The sequence below is a fragment of the Frankia sp. AgB1.9 genome, from assembly GCF_016786355.1.
Classification (GTDB): Bacteria; Actinomycetota; Actinomycetes; order Frankiales; family Frankiaceae; genus Pseudofrankia.
Genome location: NZ_JADWYX010000102.1, coordinates 1 through 21776, shown reverse-complemented (window position 1 = coordinate 21776; position 21776 = coordinate 1). Strand labels below are relative to the sequence as shown.

Below are 21776 nucleotides of genomic sequence, written 5' to 3'. Positions count from 1 at the left end.
GACACGCGGCCTCGCGGGCGTTGGCCCGGAGGGACGTGGTGGGCCGGGGCCGCGGTAACCGACGATGGACCGGTGACTCTGACCAGGCACGCCGTGGTGACGACGCCGATCACCGAGGAGGCGTTCGCACCCTACGGACAACTGCTCTCCGGCCAGCCGGACGGCACCAGGACGACGATCGCCGAGGCCGCGCTCGACCTGTCACGAGGGACACCACGCTTCTACGTCATGGAGCTGGCACACGGCCGGACCACCTTCACCCGCATCACCCGCCACCACCAGGTGACCCAGGTGCTGGCCGCGGTCGGCGGCGGCGCCTGGCGGATGGCGGTGGCCCGTGGTGACGGACCGGCCGACGAGGCTCCCGCCCTCGACGACATCGTCGCCTTCGAGATCCCGGGGGACGTGGCGGTACTCCTTCACCGCGGGACCTGGCATGCCGGGCCGTTCTACGACGAGCCGACCATGGCGTTCTTCAACCTGGAACTCACCGACACCAATGTGGTCGACCACGACACAAGCGAGCTGGACGTCCGCTTCGGCGTGGAGTGCTGGTTCGACCGGAGGCTTCCCTCGTGACCGGTGATTCCCAGACCGAACAGAGCCGTCAAAGGCTGTCGCGGTAGTCGCGGACCTCCTGGACGGCGGAGCCGAGCGACGCCAGCGAGGTCGCCAGGGTGTCGCGGGTGTCGACCAGCGCGCTGGTGAGGAGCTCGACGGCATGGTGCTCGCTGCCGTCTGTCGCGGCGATCACCATCGCCTGGGCCTCCTCCAGCAGCGTCAGGGCCCCTTCCAGCTGGCCGGCCACCTCCTCGGCGCGCCGGAACGCCTCGTCCAGCTGTGCCTTGACCTCAGCGATCGAGCCTGACACCCGTGCCCGTTCCCTTCCACCGCCCGGTGCGTCGCCGCCCGCCCGGTCCGAACCCCCGACTGTCCCCGGCCGGCCTGCCTGGCCGCCGGGCCTGCCTCGCGCCGGCCCCTGGTGCACCGGCCCGGCTCACGCCGGCCGATGTCGCGCCGAAGGCTAGCGACGCCGGCCGGCGGGCCCCCGCGCGGGGGGTTTCTCCGGTTTCGGGGCGCCGAAGCCGAGGCCGAACCGGATCGCCGCGGCCAGCGCCAGCAGCGACGAGATGATCCCCAGGGGCTCGATCGGCGCGAGCCGCAACGTCGCGAGCACCACCGCGCCGGCGGTGCCCGCGGCCAGCAACGCGGAGCGCACCGCGGCCTTCGCGCCGCCGCCCTCCGTGCCGACGCTGACGAGCGCGCCACCGACGACCAGCGCCCCGAGCACGCAGGGCAGCCCGGTCGCGGCGAAGAACACCCGGCCGACCGCGACGACCACGGCGACCAGCAGGCAGCCGCCAGCCGTCACCAGGCCGACCGACAACGACGAGGACGCCCCGCGCACCCCGCGCAGCTCGGCCGACGAGGCCAGCGCCCGCAGGCACAGCTGCCGGGCCCGCTCCAGCTCGGCCGGCAGGCTCACCGCTCCGTCGCGCTCGGCCACCGCGACCCCGGCGCCGCCGGGCCCGACCGGGTCCGCCGCGCCGGCGCCGCCACCGCGCCGCCACGGCGGCGGGCTGGCCTGGCCGCGCCGGGCGTCCCGGCCCAGCGCCGGCCGGCGCCGCGGGGCGTCCGGTGCCGGCTCGTCCTCGAAGCCGATGCCGGGAAGCGCCTCCGGCGTCGGGGCGTGGTCACGGACCTGGTGAAGGTCGGTCACCCCGAACTGGGCGAGCGTCTCGGCGACCTGTCGCCACACGTCGCTCACCCGGTCCCGCACGTCGGCGGCCGCGTCCCGGTACCGCTCGGCCTGGACGAGCGCGTCCTCCTGGCCGGCCCGCGCCAAGGCGTCCCGCTCGCCGCGGGCCCGGTCGGCGTCGCCGAGCAGCTCCGCGTACCGCCGGGCCGCCAGGCGCGGGTCCAGGAGCCCGCCGTCACCGCCGGCGCCCGCCTCGGGCCCGCCCCCCGGTCCCGGCAGCGGGATGGGCGCGACGGGCACCGCCGGCAGGTAGTCCGGCCGGGCGGGTTCGTCCCACTCACCCAGCTGGGCGGGAAGGTCGCGGGCCGGGCCGGCCCCCGGATCGTCACGGCCGCCGGGGCCCGCGAGGTCGCCGGGATCAGGGTAGCCAGGATCGGAGTAGCCAGGATCGGAGTAGCCGGGATCGGCGTAGCCGAACGATCCGGGCCGGTCGGCGAGGTCGTCGCCGCTGATCCGGCCGGGGCCGAGGCCCACGGGTGGCGCCGGGCGAGGCGGTTCGCCGCCCACGCCCGGGCGGCTGGCGGGCGGTCCCGCCGGCGGCCGCGGCGCGCGCACCGAAGGCCTCGGTGCCGCCGGGATGTCCGGGAACCACGGCGCGATCCGGTCCTGGTCAGCCACTGGTCCCACTCCGTCCTGGCTCGGGCGGGCCGGCGGCGCCCGGCTGCCCTGTCGCGGGCCACCCGATCACGGCTCGCCGGCCCCACGCAGGCTCGTCCCGGATGGCGCCTGGCGACCCGCCCTGGCTCGCCGGTCCGTGCGCGCCGGCCCGCGGGCCGCCGTCCCTGGCGAGGTCCAGGGGCGCGAAGGGCACGACGGTGCGCGGCTCGCCATGGGCGTGACGGTCGAAGAGCACGGCCCGGTTCGTCGTGGTCCCGGCGGCGACGGTGCGATGGCCGGCGAGGGCGAACAGCTCGCTGCCGGGCACGCCGGCCGCCACCCAGGCGGCGAAGTCGTCGCGGTGCCCAGGCCCGAGGTCGTCGAGCAGCCGCGACGGGCTGCGCCACCAGCCGAGGACGTGCACCCGGACCGCCGGGCCGCGCCGGGTCGCCTGCCGCAGGTCGTCCAGCCCGGTACGCCGGCCGGAGCCACTCGGTGCCTCCAGCGCGGCCCGGCCCGCGTCGGCGGCGAAGAGCACCAGCAGCCGCAGCGGGAAGGCCGTTCCCGGCGCGGCGCCGTGGCCGCCGTCCTCCTCCCGCCGGCCGACCTCGGCGGCGGTCTCCGTGACGACGCCGGCGAGGCCGGTCAGGCCGCTGACGGTGACGGCGGTGCCGGCGGCGCGCAGGGCGGCCGCGAGGTCGTCGACCGCGCCGCGCTCGGCCGGGCCGGCCGCGACCAGGTCGACCCGCAGGCCGCCGGGCGGGCACTGCGCGGCGACGCTGCGCACGGCGGCCTGCAGCACGCCGACCGCCTCCCGGCGCAGCGGGCCGAGCACCGCGAGGTTGCGGCCCGGCTGCGCGGACAGCGTGACGCCGACCGCGGGTGGCGCCAGATCCAGCGGGGCGCCCACGAACGCCACCGGGTCGCCGGCTCCGGCCGGGCGCAGTTCGGTGAACGCCGCGTTGGTGTCCAGCACGGCCGGCGCGTGCCCGACGAACACCCGCGGGGGGCTGGGCTCGTCGACGGTCGCGGCCAGCGCCTTCGCCAGCCTCGGGCGCAGCACCGCCAGCGTCTCCGGGTCGGGGCGGGCGACCCGGATCAGCTCGTTGCCGGCCGGGTGGCCGTTGCGGCGGTTCACCACCGCCTGGCCGACCCCCGACAGCGCGCCCGCCGCCTCGTTGTTCGTCGACAGAAGTACTCGGGACTCGCTGATCGACGTGCGCAGCGCGACCCGCAGGGCGAACTGCCCGAAGATCGAGCCACGCTTGCCGGCGGTCGCGTCGAGCGCGTCGATGCCCGAGAGCGTCTGGCTGGCCAGCAGCAGGTGGATGCCGTACGCACGGCCCTGGCGGGCGATCGCCTCCAGGTGCCCGACCGCCTCCCGGGCCACCGGGTCCAGCGGCGTGAGCATCACCTGGAACTCGTCGACGACCACCAGGATGCGAGGCCAGGCGCCCCGCCCGGAGCGGGCTCCCTCGCGCGGGCCGTCCGCAGAGGCAGCCAGGGCGCCGACCGGCCGCGCGCCGACGGCGTCCCGCAGGCCGCGCAGGTCGCGGGCGCCCGCGGCGCGCATCGCCACGGCCCGCCTGGACATCTCGGCGCGGACATGACGCAGCACCGCGACACCGAACTCGCGGTCGCTGTCCATCCCGACGGTGTCGGCGTGCGGCAGGAAGAAGCCGTCCCGCTCACTCGGGCCGAACTGGGCGAACTCCAGGCCCTCCTTGAAGTCGAGCAGGTGGATGCGCAGCTGGTCCGGGCCGTAGCGAGCGGCGAGGCCGTAGATCATCGTCAGCAGCAGGGTGGACTTGCCCGCGCCGGCCTGCCCGCCGACGAGGGCGTGGACGGTGTCGTCGTCGAAGCCGAGCAGGCAGGGGCCGTCAGGGCCGAAGCCGACGGGCACCGCGATCCCGGCGGCGGAGTCGTACTCCCAGAGCCCGTCGGGCAGCAGCGCGCCGAGACCGGGGGCCTGCGCGGCGGCGGCCGAGGCGACCGCGGCGACGGTGGCCGCGACACCGGCGACCAGGTCGGCCGGCGGTGGCCCGTCGAGCACCGCGTCCATGCTGGGGGCGAGCGAGCACCGCCAGCTCACGCCATCCGGTCCTGCGCCCCCCGGGAGCACACGCGGCTCGACGGCGCTCAGCGCCACCTCGTTGGGCAGCGGGCCGGCGGGGGCCCTCCCGGTCGGCGGCGCGTCGGGGCTGTCCGGCTCCGTCACCGCGAGGACGTGTACCCCGCAGCTCGGGCCCTGCGCGGCGAGACCGAGCAGCGCCCGGGCCGACTCGTCGGGCAGCGACGGCCAGGCCAGCAGCACCAGCAGCCGCCACGGCTCGGAGCGCGGCAGGCCCGCGTCCTCCCGCTCGCGCAGGTTCGCGAACGAGCCGCCGAGCCGGTCGACGGTGATCCGCCCGACGTGGCCGGACAGCTCGGTCACCGCCGTCTCGAGCGCGGTCCGGGCCGTCAGCGTCGGGCCGATCACACCGGCGGCCCGCAGCGGCGCGAACCCGGCGAGGCCGGCGCCCAGCTCGAACGGGTCGTAGACCGTCAGCTCGACCCGGCCGGGCGGCACGGCAGCCAGCACCCTGGTCAGCAGGCCGCGAACGAGGTCGACGGCCTCGGCGCGCCGTTCGCGGGGGGCGGTGACCCGTAGGTTCCCGCCGTCGAGCAGCGGCAGCGCCAGCGGCACCGCACGACCGCTGCCGGGGACGAGCACCCGGCCGACCCGCCACAGACCGGGCCGGAAACGCTCGCGGGCAGCCGCACCGGCGCCGGCGCCGGACGGCGTCGTGACGGCCGACCAGGCGGGAGCGCTCCAACCGGCGCTCGCCAGCCCGGGGGCCTGGCCGTAGACAAGCTCGGTGGCCTCGTCGAAGGCCGGGGCCAGGCCTGTGGCGGCGCCGTCGTGCCCGCCGGCGCCCAGGCTCGGTGGCCCGGCGAGTCGCTCGGCCTGCGCGTCCAGCCGGTCCGCGACCGCGAGCGCCCCGGCGAGGGACGACTGGACCGCCACCGCGAGCGCGCGTGCCCGCCGGCTGCCCGACACCGCGAACCTCCCCGCTCCCCACTCCGATGGCGCGTCGGCGTCGGCGCCCGGCGCGTCGACCGCCAGCCCCCGGGCGGCACCAACGCCAACACTCCACGCTAGCCAGAAAAGTTAGACCTTCAGGGGCCTTTCCCCGACTGGGGGTGTCTATCCCCCAAGTCGGGACGGCGCCGGACCCGGGGAGGTTGCCCTGGGCGCCGTGCGCACCCCACGCCCAGTCCCCGCGCGCCGGGCTTCGTCCGGCGCGTCGGGTTCCGTCCGCCAGACCTTCGTGCCACCCGCGGTCGGGCGCCGCCCGAGGGGTTGGCGCCGTGTCGAGACCGTACCGGACTGCGCCGGGCGGTGACCGTCTGGCCGGCCGGGTACCGGTGTGTCCCGACGTACGCCGTGGCCGCCGCCCTGGCCACCGCGGGCGGCGACCCGCCGGGCGCGGCCCCGCCGAGACCGAGACCACGGTCGCCGCGGCCACCCGGGGCCAAGGGCGCCGGCCACAACCGGCCAGTATGGAAGGAAGTGGGCGGCGGGTGGCCGGCGTCGCGCCGGGCGGAGGAGGGTGAGCGTGGACGAGGCGGGCCAGATGGTCGACGCCACGGGGGTGACGCCGCGACCGGTCGCGGTGATCGACGTGGACGGTGTGGTCGCGGACGTCCGGCACCGGCTCGGGTTCCTGCGCCAGCGGCCCGGCGACTGGGACTCGTTCTTCGCGGCGGCGACGGCGGACCCACCGCTGCCCCAGGGTGTCGACCTGGTGCTGGGGCTCGCCGCCGAGCACGACGTGGTGTGGCTGACCGGGCGGCCCGAACGGTCCCGGGCCGATACCGAACAGTGGCTCGTGGCCCAGGGCCTGCCCGTGGACACGCTGCGGATGCGGCCCGACGACGACCGGCGCTCGGCCCGCGTCTTCAAGCGCGCCGAGCTGCGCCGGCTCGCCCGCACCCGGCGGGTGGCGGTCGTCGTCGACGACGACCCCGCCGTGGTCACCCTCCTGCAGGACGACGGCTGGCCCGTCCTGCACGCCGACTGGCTGCCCTACGAGAACACGTTGCGCAACGCCCAGGAGGTCGAGGGCCGCACCTGAGTGCCCGTCCTGAGGCCGATGTCCGCCGCTACTTGCTGGTGCTGCGGCGGTAGGTGCGGACGGCCAGCGGGCCGAAGACGGCGATGATCCCGACGCTCCACGCGACCGACGCGATCAGGTCGCCCGCCACCGGGCCGCCCTGGAACAGCGCCCGCGAGGCGTCGATCGTCACCGACACCGGCTGGTGGTTGGCGAACGCCCGCAGCCAGCCCGGCATGGTGCTCACCGGCGCGAACCCGGAGCTGGCGAACACCAGCGGGAACACCCAGATGATCCCGCCCGACTGGGCCGCCTCCGGATTGCTGACCGCCATCCCGATCGTCGCCGAGATCCACGAGAACGCGTAGGAGAACAGCAGCAGCACCGCGAAGCCGCCGACGACCGCCGCGGCCGTCGTGTGGTGGAACCGGAAGCCGACGGCGAGCCCGACCGCGAGCATCAGCAGCAGGATGAACGTGTTGCGGACGAGGTCCGAGAGGGTGCGGCCGGCCAGCAGCGCCGAGCGGGACATCGGCAGCGAGCGGAACCGGTCGAGCAGGCCGTTCTGCTTGTCGGTCGCGAGCCCGATGCCGGTCAGCATCGCGCCGAACACGACGGTCTGCGCGAAGACGCCCGGCATCAGGTAGTCCACGTAGTGACGGCCAGGGCCGACGTCGATCGCGCCGCCGAACACGTAGGTGAACAGCAGCACGAACAGCACCGGCTGGACCGACGAGAAGACCAGGACGTCCGGCACCCGCCAGGTGTGGATCAGGGTGCGCTTGGCGAGCAGCCAGGCGTCGGCCACGGCCCAGGCGAGCGAGGACCGGCTCGCCGGGGTCAGGTCCACCGCCGAGCGGGCCCCAGCCCGTGCGCCGGTCGTCTCGGGCGAGGTCGCTTCGGTCGTCGTCATGTGGTCACCAGATCCCGGGAATCGGGGCCGCCGCTCTGCGCGGGCGGCACGGTGCCGGGCGGCACCGTGCCGTCGGCCGGCGGGTCGCCGCCTGCTGGGCTGCCGGTCAGGGTGAGGAACACGTCGTCCAGCGAGGGCCGGTGCACGGCGACGTCGACGAGCGTCACGCCGGCCGCGTCCAGCCCGCGGACCACCTCGGCGAGCACCCCGGCGCCGGGCACCGGGACGGACAGCCGGTGTCCGTGGTCGTCGACGGCGACGTCGCCCGAGCCGACGGCGCCGAGCACGGCCGCCGCGGCGGCGAGGTCGCTGCCGCGCTCGACCTCGATGTCGAGCCGGTGCCCGCCGATCCGGGCCTTCAGCTCGTCGGCGGTGCCCTCGGCGATCACCCGGCCGCCGTCGATGACCGAGATCTGGTCGGCGAGCTGGTCGGCCTCCTCCAGGTACTGGGTCGTCAGCAGGACGGTGGTGCCGTCGCGGACCAAGCCGGCGATCACCTCCCACATCCCGATCCGGCTGCGCGGGTCGAGGCCGGTCGTCGGCTCGTCGAGGAAGAGCATCGGCGGGGCGATGATGAGGCTCGCCGCGAGGTCGAGCCGGCGGCGCATCCCGCCCGAGTAGGTGCCGGCGGTGCGCCGGGCGGCGTCGGCGAGGTCGAACCGTTCGAGCAGCTCGGCGGCGCGGGCCCGGGCACGCCGGGACGGCAGCCGGTACAGCCGGCCGAACATCTCCAGGTTCTCCAGCCCGGTCAGCCGCTCGTCGACGGCGGCGTACTGGCCGGCCAGGCCGATCCGGCCGCGCAGGGCGGTGGCCGAGCGGACGACGTCCAGGCCGAGCACCTGTGCCCGGCCCTCGTCTGGCCGCAGCAGCGTCGTAAGGATCCGCACCGCTGTGGTCTTGCCCGCGCCGTTGGGGCCCAGCAGGCCGTGGACGGTGCCGGCGGCGACCGTCAGGTCGAGTCCAGCCAGGGCCTGGTTGGACCCGTAGCTCTTCCGCACCCCTTCCATGAGGACCGCGGGATCCTGAACGGCGGCGGGCGAGTGGCTATCGTTCACGCGCGCATCGTAACGGGCGCGTGCGACATCTCGGGTCGCGCGCACGACGCTGCGAGGCCAGTGGTTAGCCGGCAGTTAGCCGGCGGGTGACCGGGTGAGGCTGCCGCGCTCAGGCGGAGTCGCGGCGCGCGCGGCGGCCGGCGAGCTCGTCGCCGGGATGGGGCGCGGGTGGCTGGCCGAGCCGCTCGGACGGCAGCGAGGCCAGCTGGCCGCGCATGTCCTGCACCGCCCGGCCGACCGCGATCGCGAACACGCCCTGACCGCCACGGACCAGGTCGATCACCTGGTCGTCCGACGTGCACTCGTAGACCGTCGAACCGTCGCTGATCAGCGTCAGCTCGGCGAGGTCGTCGACGCCGCGTGTGCGGACGTGGTCGGCGGCGGAGCGGATGTTCTGCAGCGAGACGCCGGCCTCCAGCAGCTTGCGCACGACCCGCAGGACCAGGATGTCGCGGAACGAGTAGAGCCGCTGGCTGCCGGACCCGGTGGCGCCCCGCACGCTCGGCACGACCAGCCCGGTGCGGGCCCAGTAGTCCAGCTGCCGGTAGGTGATGCCCGCGGCGGCACACGCCGTCGGGCCGCGATAGCCCACGTCGTCACCGGGTGGCCCGGGCAGCTCGTCGGGGAAGAGCTCACCCTGCTCGATCATCGCCGTCCCGTTCCCGGTCGCCACGCCGCCCCCGACTCTCCGCCGCGCCCGTCCGAGCCGAGCAGGGACGGGTGCGGGCCTCGCGGCGAGAACGAGCCGCGCCGCGCCGAAGGCGGGACCAGCCGCACCGTCGGACCTCCCGTCGCCGCCAGCTCGCAGGCGGACCTTGGCCTTCGCGGCGCGTCCACGCGGGCGCGCCGCTCCTGCTGGCCGGGCCTCCCCCGCACGGCGCGACCACTCCGGCCGACGGCCGGCCCCCCAACCCGGACACCGCGGCCCGGGCCCGATGCGGACCTCCCGAACCTAGGAGCGCCGCGCCGTGGCTTCAACGATCCAGTTCGGCGTGTCTCCCGTCCAGCCGACAGAACTCTTCTACCGGCCGGTCGAGCCCAAATCGCCCATCAAGCGCACCCAAAGAGCCGCAATCCGCCCACAACGGACCCAGCAATGCAACCGTGTACCCAGCAATCCAACCGTCCAGCGGATTTCAGCGTACGCCAGCCATCCCGCGCAGAACGGCACAATGCCAACCGGTCCCACCGCCAGCCGACGGCGCGGACCACGGACACACCGCGGCGGACGGCGGCCCCGCGGCACCGTTGGCGCCCGGGGCCGCGCGACCGGCGGTCACGAACCCGGGGTGTTGAAATCCTCGGGCGAGATCGTGTCGAGGAACTCGCGGAACTTCTCGAGCTCGCTCTCCTGCTCCTGTTCCTGCTCCTCGGGCACGGTGATCCCGGCCTCGGCGAGCACCGCCTCGACGCCGTAGACCGGGGCGCCCATCCGCATCGCCAGCGCGATCGCGTCCGAGGGGCGGGCCGAGACCTCGACGCCGTTGGCGAACCGGAGCGTGGCGAAGAACACGCCGTCCTGCAGGTCGGTGATCGTGACCTGGGCGAGCTCGGTCTGCAGGGCGCGCAGCACGTCCCGCATGAGGTCGTGCGTCATCGGGCGCGCGGTGGTGATGCCCTCCTGGGCGAACGCGATCGCCGTGGCCTCCACGGCGCCGATCCAGATGGGCAGGTACCGCTCGCCGCCGACCTCCTTGAGCAGGACGATCGGCTGCTTCGAGGGAAGCTCGACTCGCACTCCGACGATGTCCAGCCGATGCACCGATCTACCTCCTCGCGCGGGTGCCCGGGGAGCCACCCCCGCCGACACCCGCATCAACCCGGACGGCCACCCCATCGCCGGGCCCCTCGTCTGCTTCGGGGGGCGGTCCGAACCTCCGGTACCGCCGGTCGAGGAGACGCACAAGGGCCCGGCTGGTTCCCATCCGGGCAACGGCGCCCCGGCTGGTTTGGATCTGGGGGACGGGCCCCCGGCCCCCCGACTGGTTCCCCGATCCGGAGGACGGCCCCCGGCCCCCCGGTGCGTGGGACCAAAACCCCACTCTGGAGACAGTATCTCCGCCGCGACCCACCCGTCAGCGCGCCCGCCAGTTCGGCCAGCCAAGCACACCACGGACAGCGCGGCCCACGCGGGGCCGGCAGCGGGCCGGCCCACCCGTCAGGCCGGCCGTACGGCCCGCGCCGGCCCATGCCGGGTTCGGCTGGTCGCCCGCGCCAGCCGTCAGCGCGGCCCCGAGCCCAGCCGGGCTCGCAGGAGCGCCGCGTGCAGCCGGACCAGCAGCAGCGCGAGCTCGTCGACGGAGTCGCGCGGCAGGTCGTCGTCACCGGCGGTGGCGCCGGCGCTGCGCGGGGAGCGCAGCGGGGCGACCGCGGCCTCGATCAGGCCCGCCTCCCGGTCGGCGGCGGCGCGGGCGGCGCGCAGATGCCGCGCCTGGACGCCGTGCGCCGCCAGCAGGCCGACGGTCCGGGCGACGACGAGCGCGTCCGCGTCGTAGTAGCCGCCGCCGGAGACGGCCCGCAACAGGCCGTGGCGCTCGAGCTCGGCGAGCGCCTCCTCGTCCAGACCGCTGGCGGCCAGCAGCTCCCGGCGCGACATCCGGACCCGCTCGGCCCCGAGCAGGACGTCCAGACCGGTGGCCGGCGGCGTGGAGGGCACCGCGCGCGGGCCGGCCGGAGCGGCCGGCGGGGCCTCGCCCCGGTCCATCGCCGCCAGCTCGTCCTTGATCACCCGCAGCGGCAGGTAGCGCTCCCGCTGGGCGTGCAGGACATAGGCCAGCCGGGCCACGTCACCGGCCGAGTACTTGCGGTAGTTCGCGCTGGTCCTGGCCGGCTCGACGAGGCCTTCGGCCTCCAGATAGCGAATCTTGGACAGCGTGATGTCCGCGTAGTCCACCCGCAGCCGGTCGAGCACCTCGCCGATGTTCAGGACCTTGGCGGCCATCCGGGCGTCGGCCTCGGCGTCCGGAACCGGGCGCGCCACAACTCGACCGGACCGGCCCGCCCTCGGCGGACCGCCGACGGACCCGAGCGGCGGCGCCGCGATCGCCGCGGCGGCGGACAGCCGGGAACTCACCGCTGGCCCCCTCGCCTCACAACGGACCTCCCCCCGGGTAGGGGGACCCCGTCAGGAACACCAGCCGGAACTTGCCGATCTGCACCTCGTCTCCGCTGGAGAGATCGGCCGCGTCGATGCGCTCCCGGTTCAGGTAGGTGCCGTTCAGGCTGCCGACGTCGCGCACCGTGAAGCCCTTGGTGTAGGGCGAGCGCAGGAACTCCGCGTGCCGTCGGGAGACGGTCACGTCGTCGAGGAAGATGTCGCTCTCCGGGTGCCGGCCGGCGGTGGTCAGGTCCGCGTCGAGGAGGAACCTGCTGCCCGCGTTCGGGCCGCGCTTGACGACGAGCAGTGCCGAGCCGGGCGGCAGCGCGTCAACGGCCGCAACCGCCTCCCGCTCACCCGCTTCCTCGGCCTGGTCCGGGTCGAGGCGGTGCAACGCCGCGGTCGCCAGGTTCATGGTCGACGTCTGTGGTTCCAGGGGCCGCTCGGGCGCGACCGGCTCGCCGGGGCGTACCAGAGGGGACCCGCACCGCGCGCAGTAGAGCGCGTCGGGTGGGTTGTGCTGTCCGCACTTCGTGCAGAACACGGTCGCGTCCGCCTCCTGCCGGCGCCCGCGGGCGCGGGCCACCGGCCGCTCGTGCCACCGGCCCGGTGGCGAGAACGTCGTCTTCCCAATCCGAGGGGGTCGTCGCGCCATACCGCCCACCCCCCACACAGGTTGTTGGGCACGGCCGCCGTACCGGCCCCACCGCCGGCAGTGTTCGCACTGCACAGCCAGGTCACCGGAGAGCGCCGCACCGCCTACTGATGCATACCGAGGCTAGTGCATCAGGGGCAGGCTCGTGAAAAGGGTGCGACATCAGATCTCGGCGTGGCGCCGAGATCTTCCCCTCCCGGGCGGCCTCGGCGCGACCCGTACCGCCAGGGGTGATCACACAGCGTGATCAATCCTCGGCATGCCGAGCCGCGCCGGGCGGGCGGACCCGACCCCGGCCCCGCCGCTGTCGACGGGCGGCGGGCCCGAATGTCGCGTATCCGACATTCGGGCCTGGCCTGGCGGCGGCCCGCCGGGCCCCGGCCATCGCCGGGCGGCCTCGGGATGGTCCCGGCCGCCCGGCTGGGCCGGATCGCTCAGGTGCTCTGGACGTGCGCCTGGTAGCCGGCGGCGTCCAGCAGCTCGTCGAGGGCGGTCTTGTCCGCCACCGTGACCTCGATCAGCCAGCCCTCGCCGTACGGGTCGGAGTTGACCAGCTCGGGCGAACCGTCGAGCGCCTCGTTGCGGGCGACGACCTCGCCCGAGGCCGGCGCGTACACGTCCGAGACGCTCTTGGTCGACTCGACCTCGCCGAACGGCTCCCCGGCGCGGACCTGGGCGCCGACCTCCGGCAGCGACACGTACACGATGTCGCCGAGCGCCTCCTGCGCGTACGAGGTGATGCCGACCCGCAGCGTCTCGCCAGCCAGCCGGACCCATTCGTGCTCACGCGAGTACTTCAGGTCCTCCGGGTACACCGCGTCACCGGCCATCGTGTCCCCTCCCATACGCGCAACCGCCTCCAGCCTGTCCGCGGCCCGGCCCACTCGGGCCACCGCCTTCTCACCGTGCCCCGCCCACGACGGGCGGACCGGCGCCCCGCCACGGCCACCGGATCAGCCGGCCGGCCGGCTGGCCGGGCTCGGCGTCCCGCGCACCGCGCGGATCTCGACCCGGTCGGTCTCGGTGACCCGCGCCTCGGCGCCGTCTCGGGCTGCCACCGTATCGAGCACGCCGCCGGGGAAGCGCATCGCCTCCGCCAACGTGTGCGGGTCGCCCACGACGGCCAGCTGATAGGGCGCCCGCGCGGCGACGCCGTCGACGAGCAGACCGCCACCGGGCCTGTCCACGATGTAGCTCTCGGCGACCAGCCGCACGCCGGCCAGCTCGATCGCCTCGGCCCCCGCGTCCCGCAGCTCCTGGAGCGCGTCGACGAAGACGTCGGCGCCGACGTTGCCCCGCGGGTCGGTGACGGTCATCGTGATGCCGGGGCCGACGACCGGCACGGTACCGGCGAGCACGGCGAGCGTGTTCGCGCGGGCCGTGGCGGTGGCGAGCACGGACGGGTCGGGCGCCGCGGCGGCCAGCGTGGCACGTTCGCCCTGCAGCCGGTCGAGCTGGCCGGACAGCCGCCGGTCCTCGGCGCCGGCGGTGGCGAGCTGGTCGACCAGGCCGGCCGTCGTGGTCCCGGCGGGCGCCGCGTGGCCCGCCGTGGAGATCGCCACCGGGATCGCGAACCCGCTGGCGGCCAGCAGCACGGCCACCGCCGCCCGCGCCGCCGGCCGGGTCCTGGCTCGCGCCGCACCGCCCGCCGCGGCCCGGGGCGCCGGTATCTCCACGCCGGGAGGCAGGCCGGGCTCAACCGGGGCAGCGGCCGGCTCGGTCGGGTCGTCGCGGTCCACGCCGTGCTCCTCAGACCCGGAACAGGTGGCGGCGCAGGGCCGTCGCGTTGGTGAAGATCCTGATGCCGAACACGACGACGACCCCGGTCGTCAGCGCGCCACCGACGCCGAGCCGCTCGCCCACGGCCACCAACGCCACCGCGACGCCCGCGTTCGTCAGGAACGACACCACGAACACCAGGTCGTCGAAGACCCGTTCCAGCGCGGCGCGCAGCCCGCCGGCCAGCGCGTCCAGCGCGGCGACGACGGCGACGGGGAGATAGGGCGCGAGCCAGTCGGGCGCCGTCGGCCTCACCAGGAACCCGGCGACGAGGCCGGCGGCGAGCGCGAGCAACGGCACCAGCCAGGACGACGCGCCGGCCCGGCGCCACCACGCGGCGCCCGGCCGACCCGGCGCGGCCGCCGCTGCCCCGGGCTCCGGCGGGTCGGGCGGTGGGCTGGCCGGGTCCGCGACCGGACCCGCCGGAACGGGTCCGCCGGGGGCCGGGCCGGGGGCGTCGTCGGGGCGGGTCATGGCGCGATCACTGGCCGAGCCTCCTCGCGAGTCGAGGCGTCGTCACCGATGCGGCGGGCACGGTGAGGACGCGCGTCGTGGTGGCGGCGACCAGCCGTGCGCCCGACAGGTCGCCGTCGGCGAGCAGGCGGCCTGGACCGGAGCCGAAGAACGCGGCGAGCAGGGCGGCCGGAACGCCGAGGGCGTCGACGCGGTACGGCGACACCACGGGCTGGAAGTCGACGAGGATCGCGCCGCCGGCGGTCCTGATCGGGCTGGTGGCCGACAGCCGGACGCCGTCGATGGCGATCGCCGTCGCGTGACCGGCCCACAGCGCGTTGACGATGGCGGCGAGGTCCTGGTCGGTGACCCCGTCGGCGCCGCGCTGCCCGCTCCCCCGCGGCCCGCCGTCAGCGTCGGCGCCGGCCGCGTCGGCGATCTGGACGCGAAGCCCCGGGCCGGTCGCGGTGGCCGCGCCGGCCGCGGGCTCCAGGACACCGAGCGCCTCGGCGGTGGCCCGCTGGGTGGCGGTGTCGCGGGCGACCGTCGAGCGGGCGGTCGCGACGGTGGACCGCAGCCCCCGGGCCTCGGCGGCCTTCACGGCGACCGCCGCCTGGCCACGGTCCCGCTCGGCGGTCAGGGCCGCGTCGAGCCGAGCCCGGCCGGGCGCGCCAGCCCGCTGGGTGACGCCGGCGACGGCCAGCAGCAGCCCGACCGCGAGCGCGAGCGCGACGGCCGCGAGCCGCGCCGGTGAACGCCCGGGCGTCCGGCGAGCCGGTGGGCCCGCGCCCGTCCGGCCCCGCTGGCCCACGGTTCCGGACCGCTGCCGGACCGGCCGAGGCCCGGCCGCCCCGGCCCGCGGGTAGGCGGGGTCGAGGGCCTGCGCGGCGACCACGGCCAGCGGTCCTGGAAGCCGCCCGGACGCGCGCGCGGCGGATCCGGGCGAAGGCACATCGGGCATTCTCACCGACGGCGCGGCCCGTACGAAGAGGCGCGCCCGGCCACCCGCGACGACGTGTCGCGGCGGTGTCGAACCGCCGCGAAAGCCACCGGAGCCCGACGCCCGGCCCACGCGCCGGCGAACCCGGCCGGTGGCTCAGCGCGCGGGGTGGTCCCGGTGGTCGGCCTCGACGATCGCGGCCCAGTCGGCCAGCAACGCGCACGCCTCGTCCCGGCTGCCCGCCTCGGCCCACAGGTGGGTGACGGCCTCGGCCGGGTCGGGCAGCACCAGCGCCCAGGCGCCGTCCGGCCGTACGACCCGGACGCCGTCGGTGGTGTCGATGACGTGCCCGGCCGCGACGTCGACGGACTCGACGATGCGGCGCATCACCGTTCCCTTCGCCGCCCACGGGGTCGGCACCGAGCGGCGTACCACCGCCACCGGTGGAATCCGGGCGTCGATCGCGGACAGCGTCAGCCGGGTCCGCGCGACCAGGGCGAGCAGCCGGACGAACGCGGCGAACCCGTCGATGGCCGCGCCGAACTCGGGCACCACGAAACCGCCCCGGCCGTCCGCGGCGAACACCACCAGCGGGTCGCGGGCCACCCGCGGCAGGTCGGCGGCGGACAGCGTGGTGCGTCGCACCGACAGCCCGTGGAACCGGGTGATCTGCTCGGCGACGAGCGTCGTGGTGACCGGAACGGCGACGGTCGCGCCCCGGTTCTCCGCGGCGACCAGGTCCAGGAACACCAGCAGGGCCCGGTCGTCGTCGATCAGGTCGCCCCGCTCGTCGACGATGGTGATCCGCTCACCCACCTGGTCGAACCGGACGCCGAACGCGGCCCGGGAGCTGGCGACCAGGTCCCCGAGGCGGCGGACGGCCTCGACCCGCTGGGCCTCGGTGTGGGTGATGGCGGTGTCGTCGAGGCGGCCGTTGACGGTGAGGACGTCGACGCCGAGGCGACCGAGCAGCGTGGGCAGTACCAGCGACGCCGCGCCGCCGGACGGGTCGATGACGACCTTGAGCGCCGCCTCGGCGACGCCGGACATGTCGATCCGGTCGAGCAGGTCCTGGGTGTAGCGGTCGGCGGTCCTGGCCGGCAGCCGCAGGTCGCCGATCTCGCCCGGGAACGCGCGGCGGAACTCCTGGCGGGAGAAGACCCGGTCGAGCTTGCGCTGCGCGGCCGGCGACAGGTCGTCGCCATCGGCGTCCAGGATGACGATGTCGATCCGCTCGGGGTCGCCCTCGGTGTTGTGGATCATGATGCCGCCGGCGGCGTCGGACGTGCGCACGTCGAACCGGGTGACCGGCATCGCCGCGACCTCCAGGTCACGGACGTCGATCGCGCTCGTGGTCAGCGCGCTGATCACCGCGCGTTTCAGGGCCCGGGCGGCGCGGGTGCCGTCCCGGGCGGTGGTGACGGTCGCGCCCTTCGGCAGGGTGGTCGCGTAGGCCGCGGCCAGCCGGACCGCCAGCTCCGGGGTGATCTCGGCGTTGACCAGGCCCGAGACGCCGCGCGGGCCGAACAGCGAGCGCTGCCCGCGTGACTCCCAGATCACTGACGTGTTGACGACCGCGCCGGCCTCGATCGTCTTGTACGGGTAGATCCGCACGTCGTGGGAGATGAATGCCTCCTCCTCTACGACGCAGGCCTCGGCGACGACGGCACCCTCCTCGACGCGGGCGGCGCGGCGCACGTCGGTGCCCTTGCCGATCACGCAGCCGCGCAGGTTGGTCCGCGGGCCGATCAGCGCGTTGTCGCCGACGACGGCCCGGTGCAGGAACGCGCCCTTCTTGATGACGACGTTGCTGCCGACGACGGTGAACTCGCGCAGCTCCGCGCCGGCCTCGACCTTGGAGTAGTCGCCGACGACGAGCGGGCCCTTGAGGACCGCGTCGGGGTGCACGTCGGTGTCCTGTCCGATCCAGACCCCGGGCGACACCTCGAAGCCGCCGATCTCCACGTCGACCTGCTGGTTGAGCACGTCGGCCTGGACCCGCTGGAAGCTCGCGATCGTGCCGACGTCCTCCCAGTAGCCCGAGACGACATGGCCGAAGACGGGGGCGCCGGCCGCGACGAGCCGGGGGAAGACGTCGGCGGACCAGTCGACCGGCTCGCCGGCGGGGACGTGGTCGAAGACCTCCGGCTCCATGACGTAGATGCCGGTGTTGACCGTGTCGGAGAAGACCTGGCCCCAGGTTGGCTTCTCCAGGAACCGGGAGATCCGGCCGTCCTCGCCGGCGATGACGATCCCGAACTCCAGCGGGTCGGGCACCGACTTCAGCGCGACCGTGACGAGCGCGCCGTTCTTGCGGTGCTCGGCGACCAGCGCGGTCAGGTCGATGTCGGTCAGCGCGTCGCCGCTGATCACGAGGAACTGCTCGTCGCGCAGCGCCGCCTCGGCGTTCTTCACGCTGCCGGCCGTACCGAGCGGGGTCGACTCGGTCGCGTAGGACAGGTGCATGCCGAGCTCGTCGCCGTCGCCGAAGTAGGTGCGCACCATGGCGGCGAGGAACTGGACTGTCACGACGGTCTCGTCGAAGCCGTGCCGCTTGAGCAGCCGCAGCACATGCTCCATGATCGGCCGGTTGACGACCGGGAGCAGCGGCTTGGGGGCGTTCGCGGTCAGTGGCCGCAGCCGGGTGCCCTCGCCGCCGGCCATGACGACCGCTCTCACGGCGACCCTCCCGCCGGGGCCGGCCGGCCGCCGCCGGCGCCGCGGCGCCGGTCCCGGGCGATGCCGGCGACCTGGAAGGCGTAGAGCAGGCCGGCCCACCAGTACATCGCGGTGCCCCAGATCGCGAACGCCCAGCCGAGCGGGCGGGCCCCGGTCGACAGCCAGCCGTGCCCGTTCGCGAGCAGCAGCAGCGGGAACGCGTAGAGCAGGTTGAAGGTGGCTGCCTTGCCCAGGTAGTGGACCGGCAGCGCGGTGCCCAGGCCGAGCCGGCGCATCGGGACGAGCAGCAGGGTGATGAAGACGTCGCGGCCGATGATGATCGCGGTGAGCCACCAGGGGATGTTGCCCCGGACGGTCAGCGCGACGATCGTGGCGAGGATGTAGAGCCGGTCGGCCAGCGGGTCGAGCAGCGCGCCGAGCCGGCTGGTCTGGTTCAGCGCGCGGGCCAGCCGGCCGTCCAGATAGTCGCTGACGCCGGCGAACATGAGGATGCCCAGCGCCACCCAGTCGGCCCGGGGGCCGAGCGCCACCCACAGGAAGACCGGGACGCCGACCAGCCGCAGCGTGGACAGCAGGTTCGGGATCGTGAGGATCCGGTCGGACGCCACCGGCTCCCCGCCCGGGGACCGGCCGCCCGGCGGCGCGGACGCGCCACCGGACCCGTCGCCTGACGGGACGGGGGCGCTCGTCATGCGCATCTCCTCACTCGTCAGTGCTCTGTCCCCGAAACAGCTGTGTCCCCGAAACACTACGGGCAGAAGGAGACGCGAAAATGTCCTGCCCGCGTCGGTGCGCGGGCGCATCGGCACGGGCGGGCAAGGACGGCGCGTCTCTCGCCTCGGCATGACGCTAGCCGATGACCACTGGGGTGAATGCCGCCAGGCCGCCGCGGACCACTCCGTCGAGTTTCAAACTGGCCCTGTGGAGCCCTTTGTCGCGACCTGCCGCAGGGCGCGCGCGACAATCCGGTCGCGACGACGACGGAGCCAGGCGGGATTCGCGGTGAGGAGCGGTCCGGCGCTGGAGGACGGGCCTGGCCGCATGGCGCGGGCCCGGGCGGGCTGTGCCCGCCTGACTACATGACCCGCCCGACGTGGTAGGTCGAGCTGTAGATCGGGCGCAGCGACACGACGCCGCCGGTCTCCGGGGCGGCCCACATGTAGCCGTTCCCCGCGTAGATGCCGACGTGGTAGATGCTGCCCGGGGAGCCGAAGAAGATCAGGTCGCCGGGCTGCTTGCCCGACTGGGCGACGTGCACCGTGGCCCAGTACTGGGCGTCGGCGGTGCGCGGCAGGTTGCGGCCGAGCTGGCGGAAGACGTACTGGACCAGGCCCGAGCAGTCGAACGAGTACGGGCCGGTGGCGCCGTAGACGTACGGCTTGCCCTTCTGCAGGGAGGCCAGGTAGACGGCCTTCTCCCCGATCGTGCTGCCCGGGATGACGCTGGGGATCGTGTTGTTCAGGTAGCTGCTCGCGGTCCGGCCGGACGAGATCGTGATCGTCGTGGCGCCGGCGACCGAGGGGCGCAGCGTGCTGCCGCCGTCGAACACCGCGGTGATCGTGGTGGTGGACAGCAGCCGGGCGGAGATGCTCGCGGAGCCGTTGCCGTCGGTGGTCAGCGCCGCGGTGGTCTGCCACTTCGGCCCGTCGACCACGACGATCTGGACCTGCTCGTTCGCCAGCGGCGCGCCGCTCATCGCCTCGGTGGCCTTCACCGTGAGGACGACCGGAGAGTTCGGCGCGACCGTGGTCTTGTCCGCGGACAGCGTCAGGTTCGTGAAGGCCGGGTCCGAGTTGGCCAGCGCGCCGGCGAGGCCACTGGAGCCGTGGCTTGTCGGGGCGGCGGTGTCGCCACCGCCCAGCGCGGCGGCAAGCGCGTTCGACGCGAACGGGACGCTCTGGTTCTGGGAGCTCGGATCGAGCGTGGCCGGCTGCTCGGGAGCCGACGGGACCGTCGCGGCGAAGGCGGCGGTGGAGACGGCGAGCGTTCCGGTCGTGAAGGCGGCGATGGTGCCGGCCCGACGAGATCCCGGACCGGACCGCCGACGGGCCTCCTCAGGAGCGCCCCCCGTGCGATGCCGGCCGCGGACCAGCTCGTCCCAGTCATCCGGGAGCCAGGCCATGCCACGACGGGACAACGCTCGTCCTTCCCTGACGCCTACGAGGTCAGCTGTCGGGTTCGGGCAGGGTTCACGTTGCCCGGCCGCCCCGGGAAGGCGGCTTCACCCCGAGGGCTCGGCCGTTATCCGGCCTTGCCCGGCGGAACCATGGGTCCCCCGCTCCTGCCCCGGCATGTCGGAGGGAACGTCGGGCCGGGGGCAGGACTCGGCGTTTCAGCCCGACGCATTGGTGCCTTAGGTGAAGAATGTTGCATTGACGACCTTAGCGGGTGTCCACGGGGGTACTCCAACCACCGTAAACACAACAGTCGGACACTTTCCGGGGGTTACCTGCAGGTGTCTGACTAGTTCCCCTGACGTTCCCCGCAGCGCTGTAGCCGGTCCCGGGCCGCACCGGCGGCGGGTGTCCGGAAGCCGGCGACACCGCCCGCTTGGCCTCCCGTTGTGTTCCGGAAGAGTTGACTCACAGCGTCCTAGGACGATGGGCACAAGGTTGCGAGGACTTTAGTCCCGATCATTTTTAGGGCCCAAAGTCCCAACAACGGATCCGGCGGCAAGCTACTCGGCCGTAGATGCTCCGGCCCCGGATTGCGATGCCCGTCACAGGCCCCGAACGGCACGCGATTCGCGCGGTTATTGGCTCGGCGTCACCGTGGGCCGCGGCGCCGGAGGCGCACCGGACGCGACGGGCGCGGCGGGCGGACCCGCCGGCGGGGTGAAGGGCGACGGCGTGGTGGGCGACGGGGTGACCGGTGGCACGGCGACCGGCGCCGCGGGCGACCCGGCCACCGGGGCGCCCGTACCCGGACCCGCGGCGGCGGTCGTGGCCGCGGGCCGGGGGGCGGCCACGGCGGCGGACGGTGCCGCCGCGGCGGGCGACGGCCCCACCGCGGCCGGCCCGCTGATCGCGTGGCCGTAGACCACCAGGTTGTCGACGTAGTGGTGGGTGTGCTCGTCGAAGGCGCCGTCGCAGGTGATGACCCGGATCTCCGGCCGGGTGACCGGCCCGTAGACCTCCTGGGTCGGGAACGTCGCCTTCGAGACCTCCTGCAGGCGGTCCACGACGAAGGTGACGCTCGCCCCGGACGCGCCGACGACGACCAGCTGGTCGCCGGGCAGCACGGAGCCCAGCCGGTAGAAGACGGCCGGTCCCGTCTTCGAGTCGTAGTGGCCGACGAGCACCGCCGGGCCGACCGCCCCCGGGGCGACACCCGGCTTGTACCAGCCGACGTCGCCCCACTGGGTCGGCACGTCGATCGCGCCCTGCGGGTCCAGGCCCAGGCCGATGACCGGTGCGTCGAGCGCGATCGCCGGGATCTTCAGTCGGACCGGGTCGGTCACCACCGGCGGCGGGGGCGGCGGGCTGGGGGTGGCCGACGGCTGACCGGACGGGCCCGGCGTGACGGGCGCCGGCGGCGGCAGTGCCCGGCCGGACGGCGTCTCGGCTGACCGGATCATCGGCGCCGCGAGCTGGAACCCGCTGGCCACGACGAGCGCCACACCGACCAGCGCCAGTGGCCACGACAGCTTCGACAGACCACCTAGCCGCCCGCCCCACCGCCCCCCCCCCCCCCCCCCCCCCCCCCCCCGGCGGGGTGCTTATACCCAAATTTGGCCGGCCCCCCGCAGTGGC

Annotated in this window: 19 protein-coding genes and 1 riboswitch; of the genes, 2 read left to right on the top strand and 17 right to left on the bottom strand. The window is 75.2% G+C overall.

Annotated elements, in window-relative coordinates; translation table 11 throughout:
- Positions 1 to 72 precede the first annotated feature (72 nt).
- Positions 73 to 579: an ureidoglycolate lyase gene (locus I6A60_RS30780; RefSeq protein ID WP_203011634.1), complete on the top strand. Its 507-nt coding sequence runs from the start codon at positions 73 to 75 to the stop codon at positions 577 to 579.
- A gap of 28 nt (positions 580 to 607) precedes the next feature.
- Here I6A60_RS30780 and I6A60_RS30775 read toward each other — a convergent pair whose 3' ends face one another.
- From I6A60_RS30775 to I6A60_RS30765, 3 genes are all read right to left on the bottom strand, one after another.
- Positions 608 to 871, bottom strand: a complete 264-nt coding sequence (locus I6A60_RS30775; RefSeq protein WP_013424097.1) for a hypothetical protein — start codon at positions 869 to 871, stop codon at positions 608 to 610.
- 153 nt (positions 872 to 1024) lie between these two features.
- A complete protein-coding gene (locus I6A60_RS30770; RefSeq protein ID WP_203055764.1) occupies positions 1025 to 2377 on the bottom strand; it encodes a hypothetical protein in 1353 nt (450 codons plus the stop codon).
- Positions 2370 to 5396: an FtsK/SpoIIIE domain-containing protein gene (locus tag I6A60_RS30765; RefSeq protein ID WP_203055763.1), complete on the bottom strand. Its 3027-nt coding sequence runs from the start codon at positions 5394 to 5396 to the stop codon at positions 2370 to 2372. Before I6A60_RS30765 ends, I6A60_RS30770 begins: the two co-directional genes overlap by 8 nt.
- 559 nt (positions 5397 to 5955) lie before the next feature.
- Here I6A60_RS30765 and I6A60_RS30760 point away from each other — a divergent pair.
- Entirely contained in the window at positions 5956 to 6474 is a 519-nt protein-coding gene (locus I6A60_RS30760) for a hypothetical protein (protein WP_374487271.1), read from the top strand.
- A 28-nt stretch (positions 6475 to 6502) separates the two neighbouring features.
- Here I6A60_RS30760 and I6A60_RS30755 read toward each other — a convergent pair whose 3' ends face one another.
- The 14 genes from I6A60_RS30755 to I6A60_RS30690 all read right to left on the bottom strand — a co-directional run bounded on the left by I6A60_RS30755 (position 6503) and on the right by I6A60_RS30690 (position 21643).
- On the bottom strand, positions 6503 to 7366 hold the full coding sequence (locus I6A60_RS30755; protein WP_203021179.1) for an ABC transporter permease: 864 nt from the start codon (positions 7364 to 7366) through the stop codon (positions 6503 to 6505).
- Positions 7363 to 8373: an ATP-binding cassette domain-containing protein gene (locus I6A60_RS30750; protein WP_203055766.1), complete on the bottom strand. Its 1011-nt coding sequence runs from the start codon at positions 8371 to 8373 to the stop codon at positions 7363 to 7365. Before I6A60_RS30750 ends, I6A60_RS30755 begins: the two co-directional genes overlap by 4 nt.
- Positions 8374 to 8530: 157 nt before the next feature.
- Positions 8531 to 9070, bottom strand: coding sequence for a MerR family transcriptional regulator (locus tag I6A60_RS30745; protein ID WP_203055765.1), 540 nt, complete (start codon positions 9068 to 9070; stop codon positions 8531 to 8533).
- Between the two features lie 627 nt (positions 9071 to 9697).
- Positions 9698 to 10183 carry a bifunctional nuclease family protein gene (locus I6A60_RS30740; RefSeq protein ID WP_013424090.1) on the bottom strand — a complete coding sequence of 162 codons (486 nt, stop codon included), beginning with the start codon at positions 10181 to 10183 and terminating at the stop codon, positions 9698 to 9700.
- Positions 10184 to 10642: 459 nt separating this feature from the next.
- Complete coding sequence (locus tag I6A60_RS30735) at positions 10643 to 11494, bottom strand: MerR family transcriptional regulator (RefSeq protein WP_203042466.1); 852 nt, start codon at positions 11492 to 11494, stop codon at positions 10643 to 10645.
- A gap of 16 nt (positions 11495 to 11510) precedes the next feature.
- The gene (locus tag I6A60_RS30730; RefSeq protein WP_203024716.1) at positions 11511 to 12062 is read right to left on the bottom strand and encodes an FHA domain-containing protein; all 552 of its coding nucleotides are present in this window, start codon (positions 12060 to 12062) and stop codon (positions 11511 to 11513) included.
- Positions 12063 to 12607: 545 nt separating this feature from the next.
- Complete coding sequence (gene gcvH, locus I6A60_RS30725) at positions 12608 to 13003, bottom strand: glycine cleavage system protein GcvH (RefSeq protein ID WP_203024711.1); 396 nt, start codon at positions 13001 to 13003, stop codon at positions 12608 to 12610.
- A 123-nt stretch (positions 13004 to 13126) separates the two neighbouring features.
- Positions 13127 to 13912 carry a DUF881 domain-containing protein gene (locus I6A60_RS30720; RefSeq protein ID WP_203024710.1) on the bottom strand — a complete coding sequence of 262 codons (786 nt, stop codon included), beginning with the start codon at positions 13910 to 13912 and terminating at the stop codon, positions 13127 to 13129.
- Positions 13913 to 13922: 10 nt separating this feature from the next.
- Positions 13923 to 14426, bottom strand: coding sequence for a small basic family protein (locus I6A60_RS30715; protein WP_374113412.1), 504 nt, complete (start codon positions 14424 to 14426; stop codon positions 13923 to 13925).
- Between the two features lie 7 nt (positions 14427 to 14433).
- Positions 14434 to 15357, bottom strand: a complete 924-nt coding sequence (locus I6A60_RS30710) for a DUF881 domain-containing protein (protein WP_307873946.1) — start codon at positions 15355 to 15357, stop codon at positions 14434 to 14436.
- Between the two features lie 144 nt (positions 15358 to 15501).
- Positions 15502 to 18009, bottom strand: coding sequence for a mannose-1-phosphate guanyltransferase (locus I6A60_RS30705; protein WP_203024714.1), 2508 nt, complete (start codon positions 18007 to 18009; stop codon positions 15502 to 15504).
- An 11-nt stretch (positions 18010 to 18020) separates the two neighbouring features.
- The gene (locus I6A60_RS30700; RefSeq protein WP_238436606.1) at positions 18021 to 18716 is read right to left on the bottom strand and encodes a CDP-alcohol phosphatidyltransferase family protein; all 696 of its coding nucleotides are present in this window, start codon (positions 18714 to 18716) and stop codon (positions 18021 to 18023) included.
- A 383-nt stretch (positions 18717 to 19099) separates the two neighbouring features.
- Entirely contained in the window at positions 19100 to 20146 is a 1047-nt protein-coding gene (locus I6A60_RS30695) for a C40 family peptidase (RefSeq protein WP_203024708.1), read from the bottom strand.
- A gap of 18 nt (positions 20147 to 20164) precedes the next feature.
- Positions 20165 to 20331, bottom strand: a riboswitch (cyclic di-AMP (ydaO/yuaA leader).
- Between the two features lie 445 nt (positions 20332 to 20776).
- Positions 20777 to 21643, bottom strand: coding sequence for a class F sortase (locus I6A60_RS30690; protein ID WP_203055761.1), 867 nt, complete (start codon positions 21641 to 21643; stop codon positions 20777 to 20779).
- Positions 21644 to 21776: the final 133 nt, after the last annotated feature.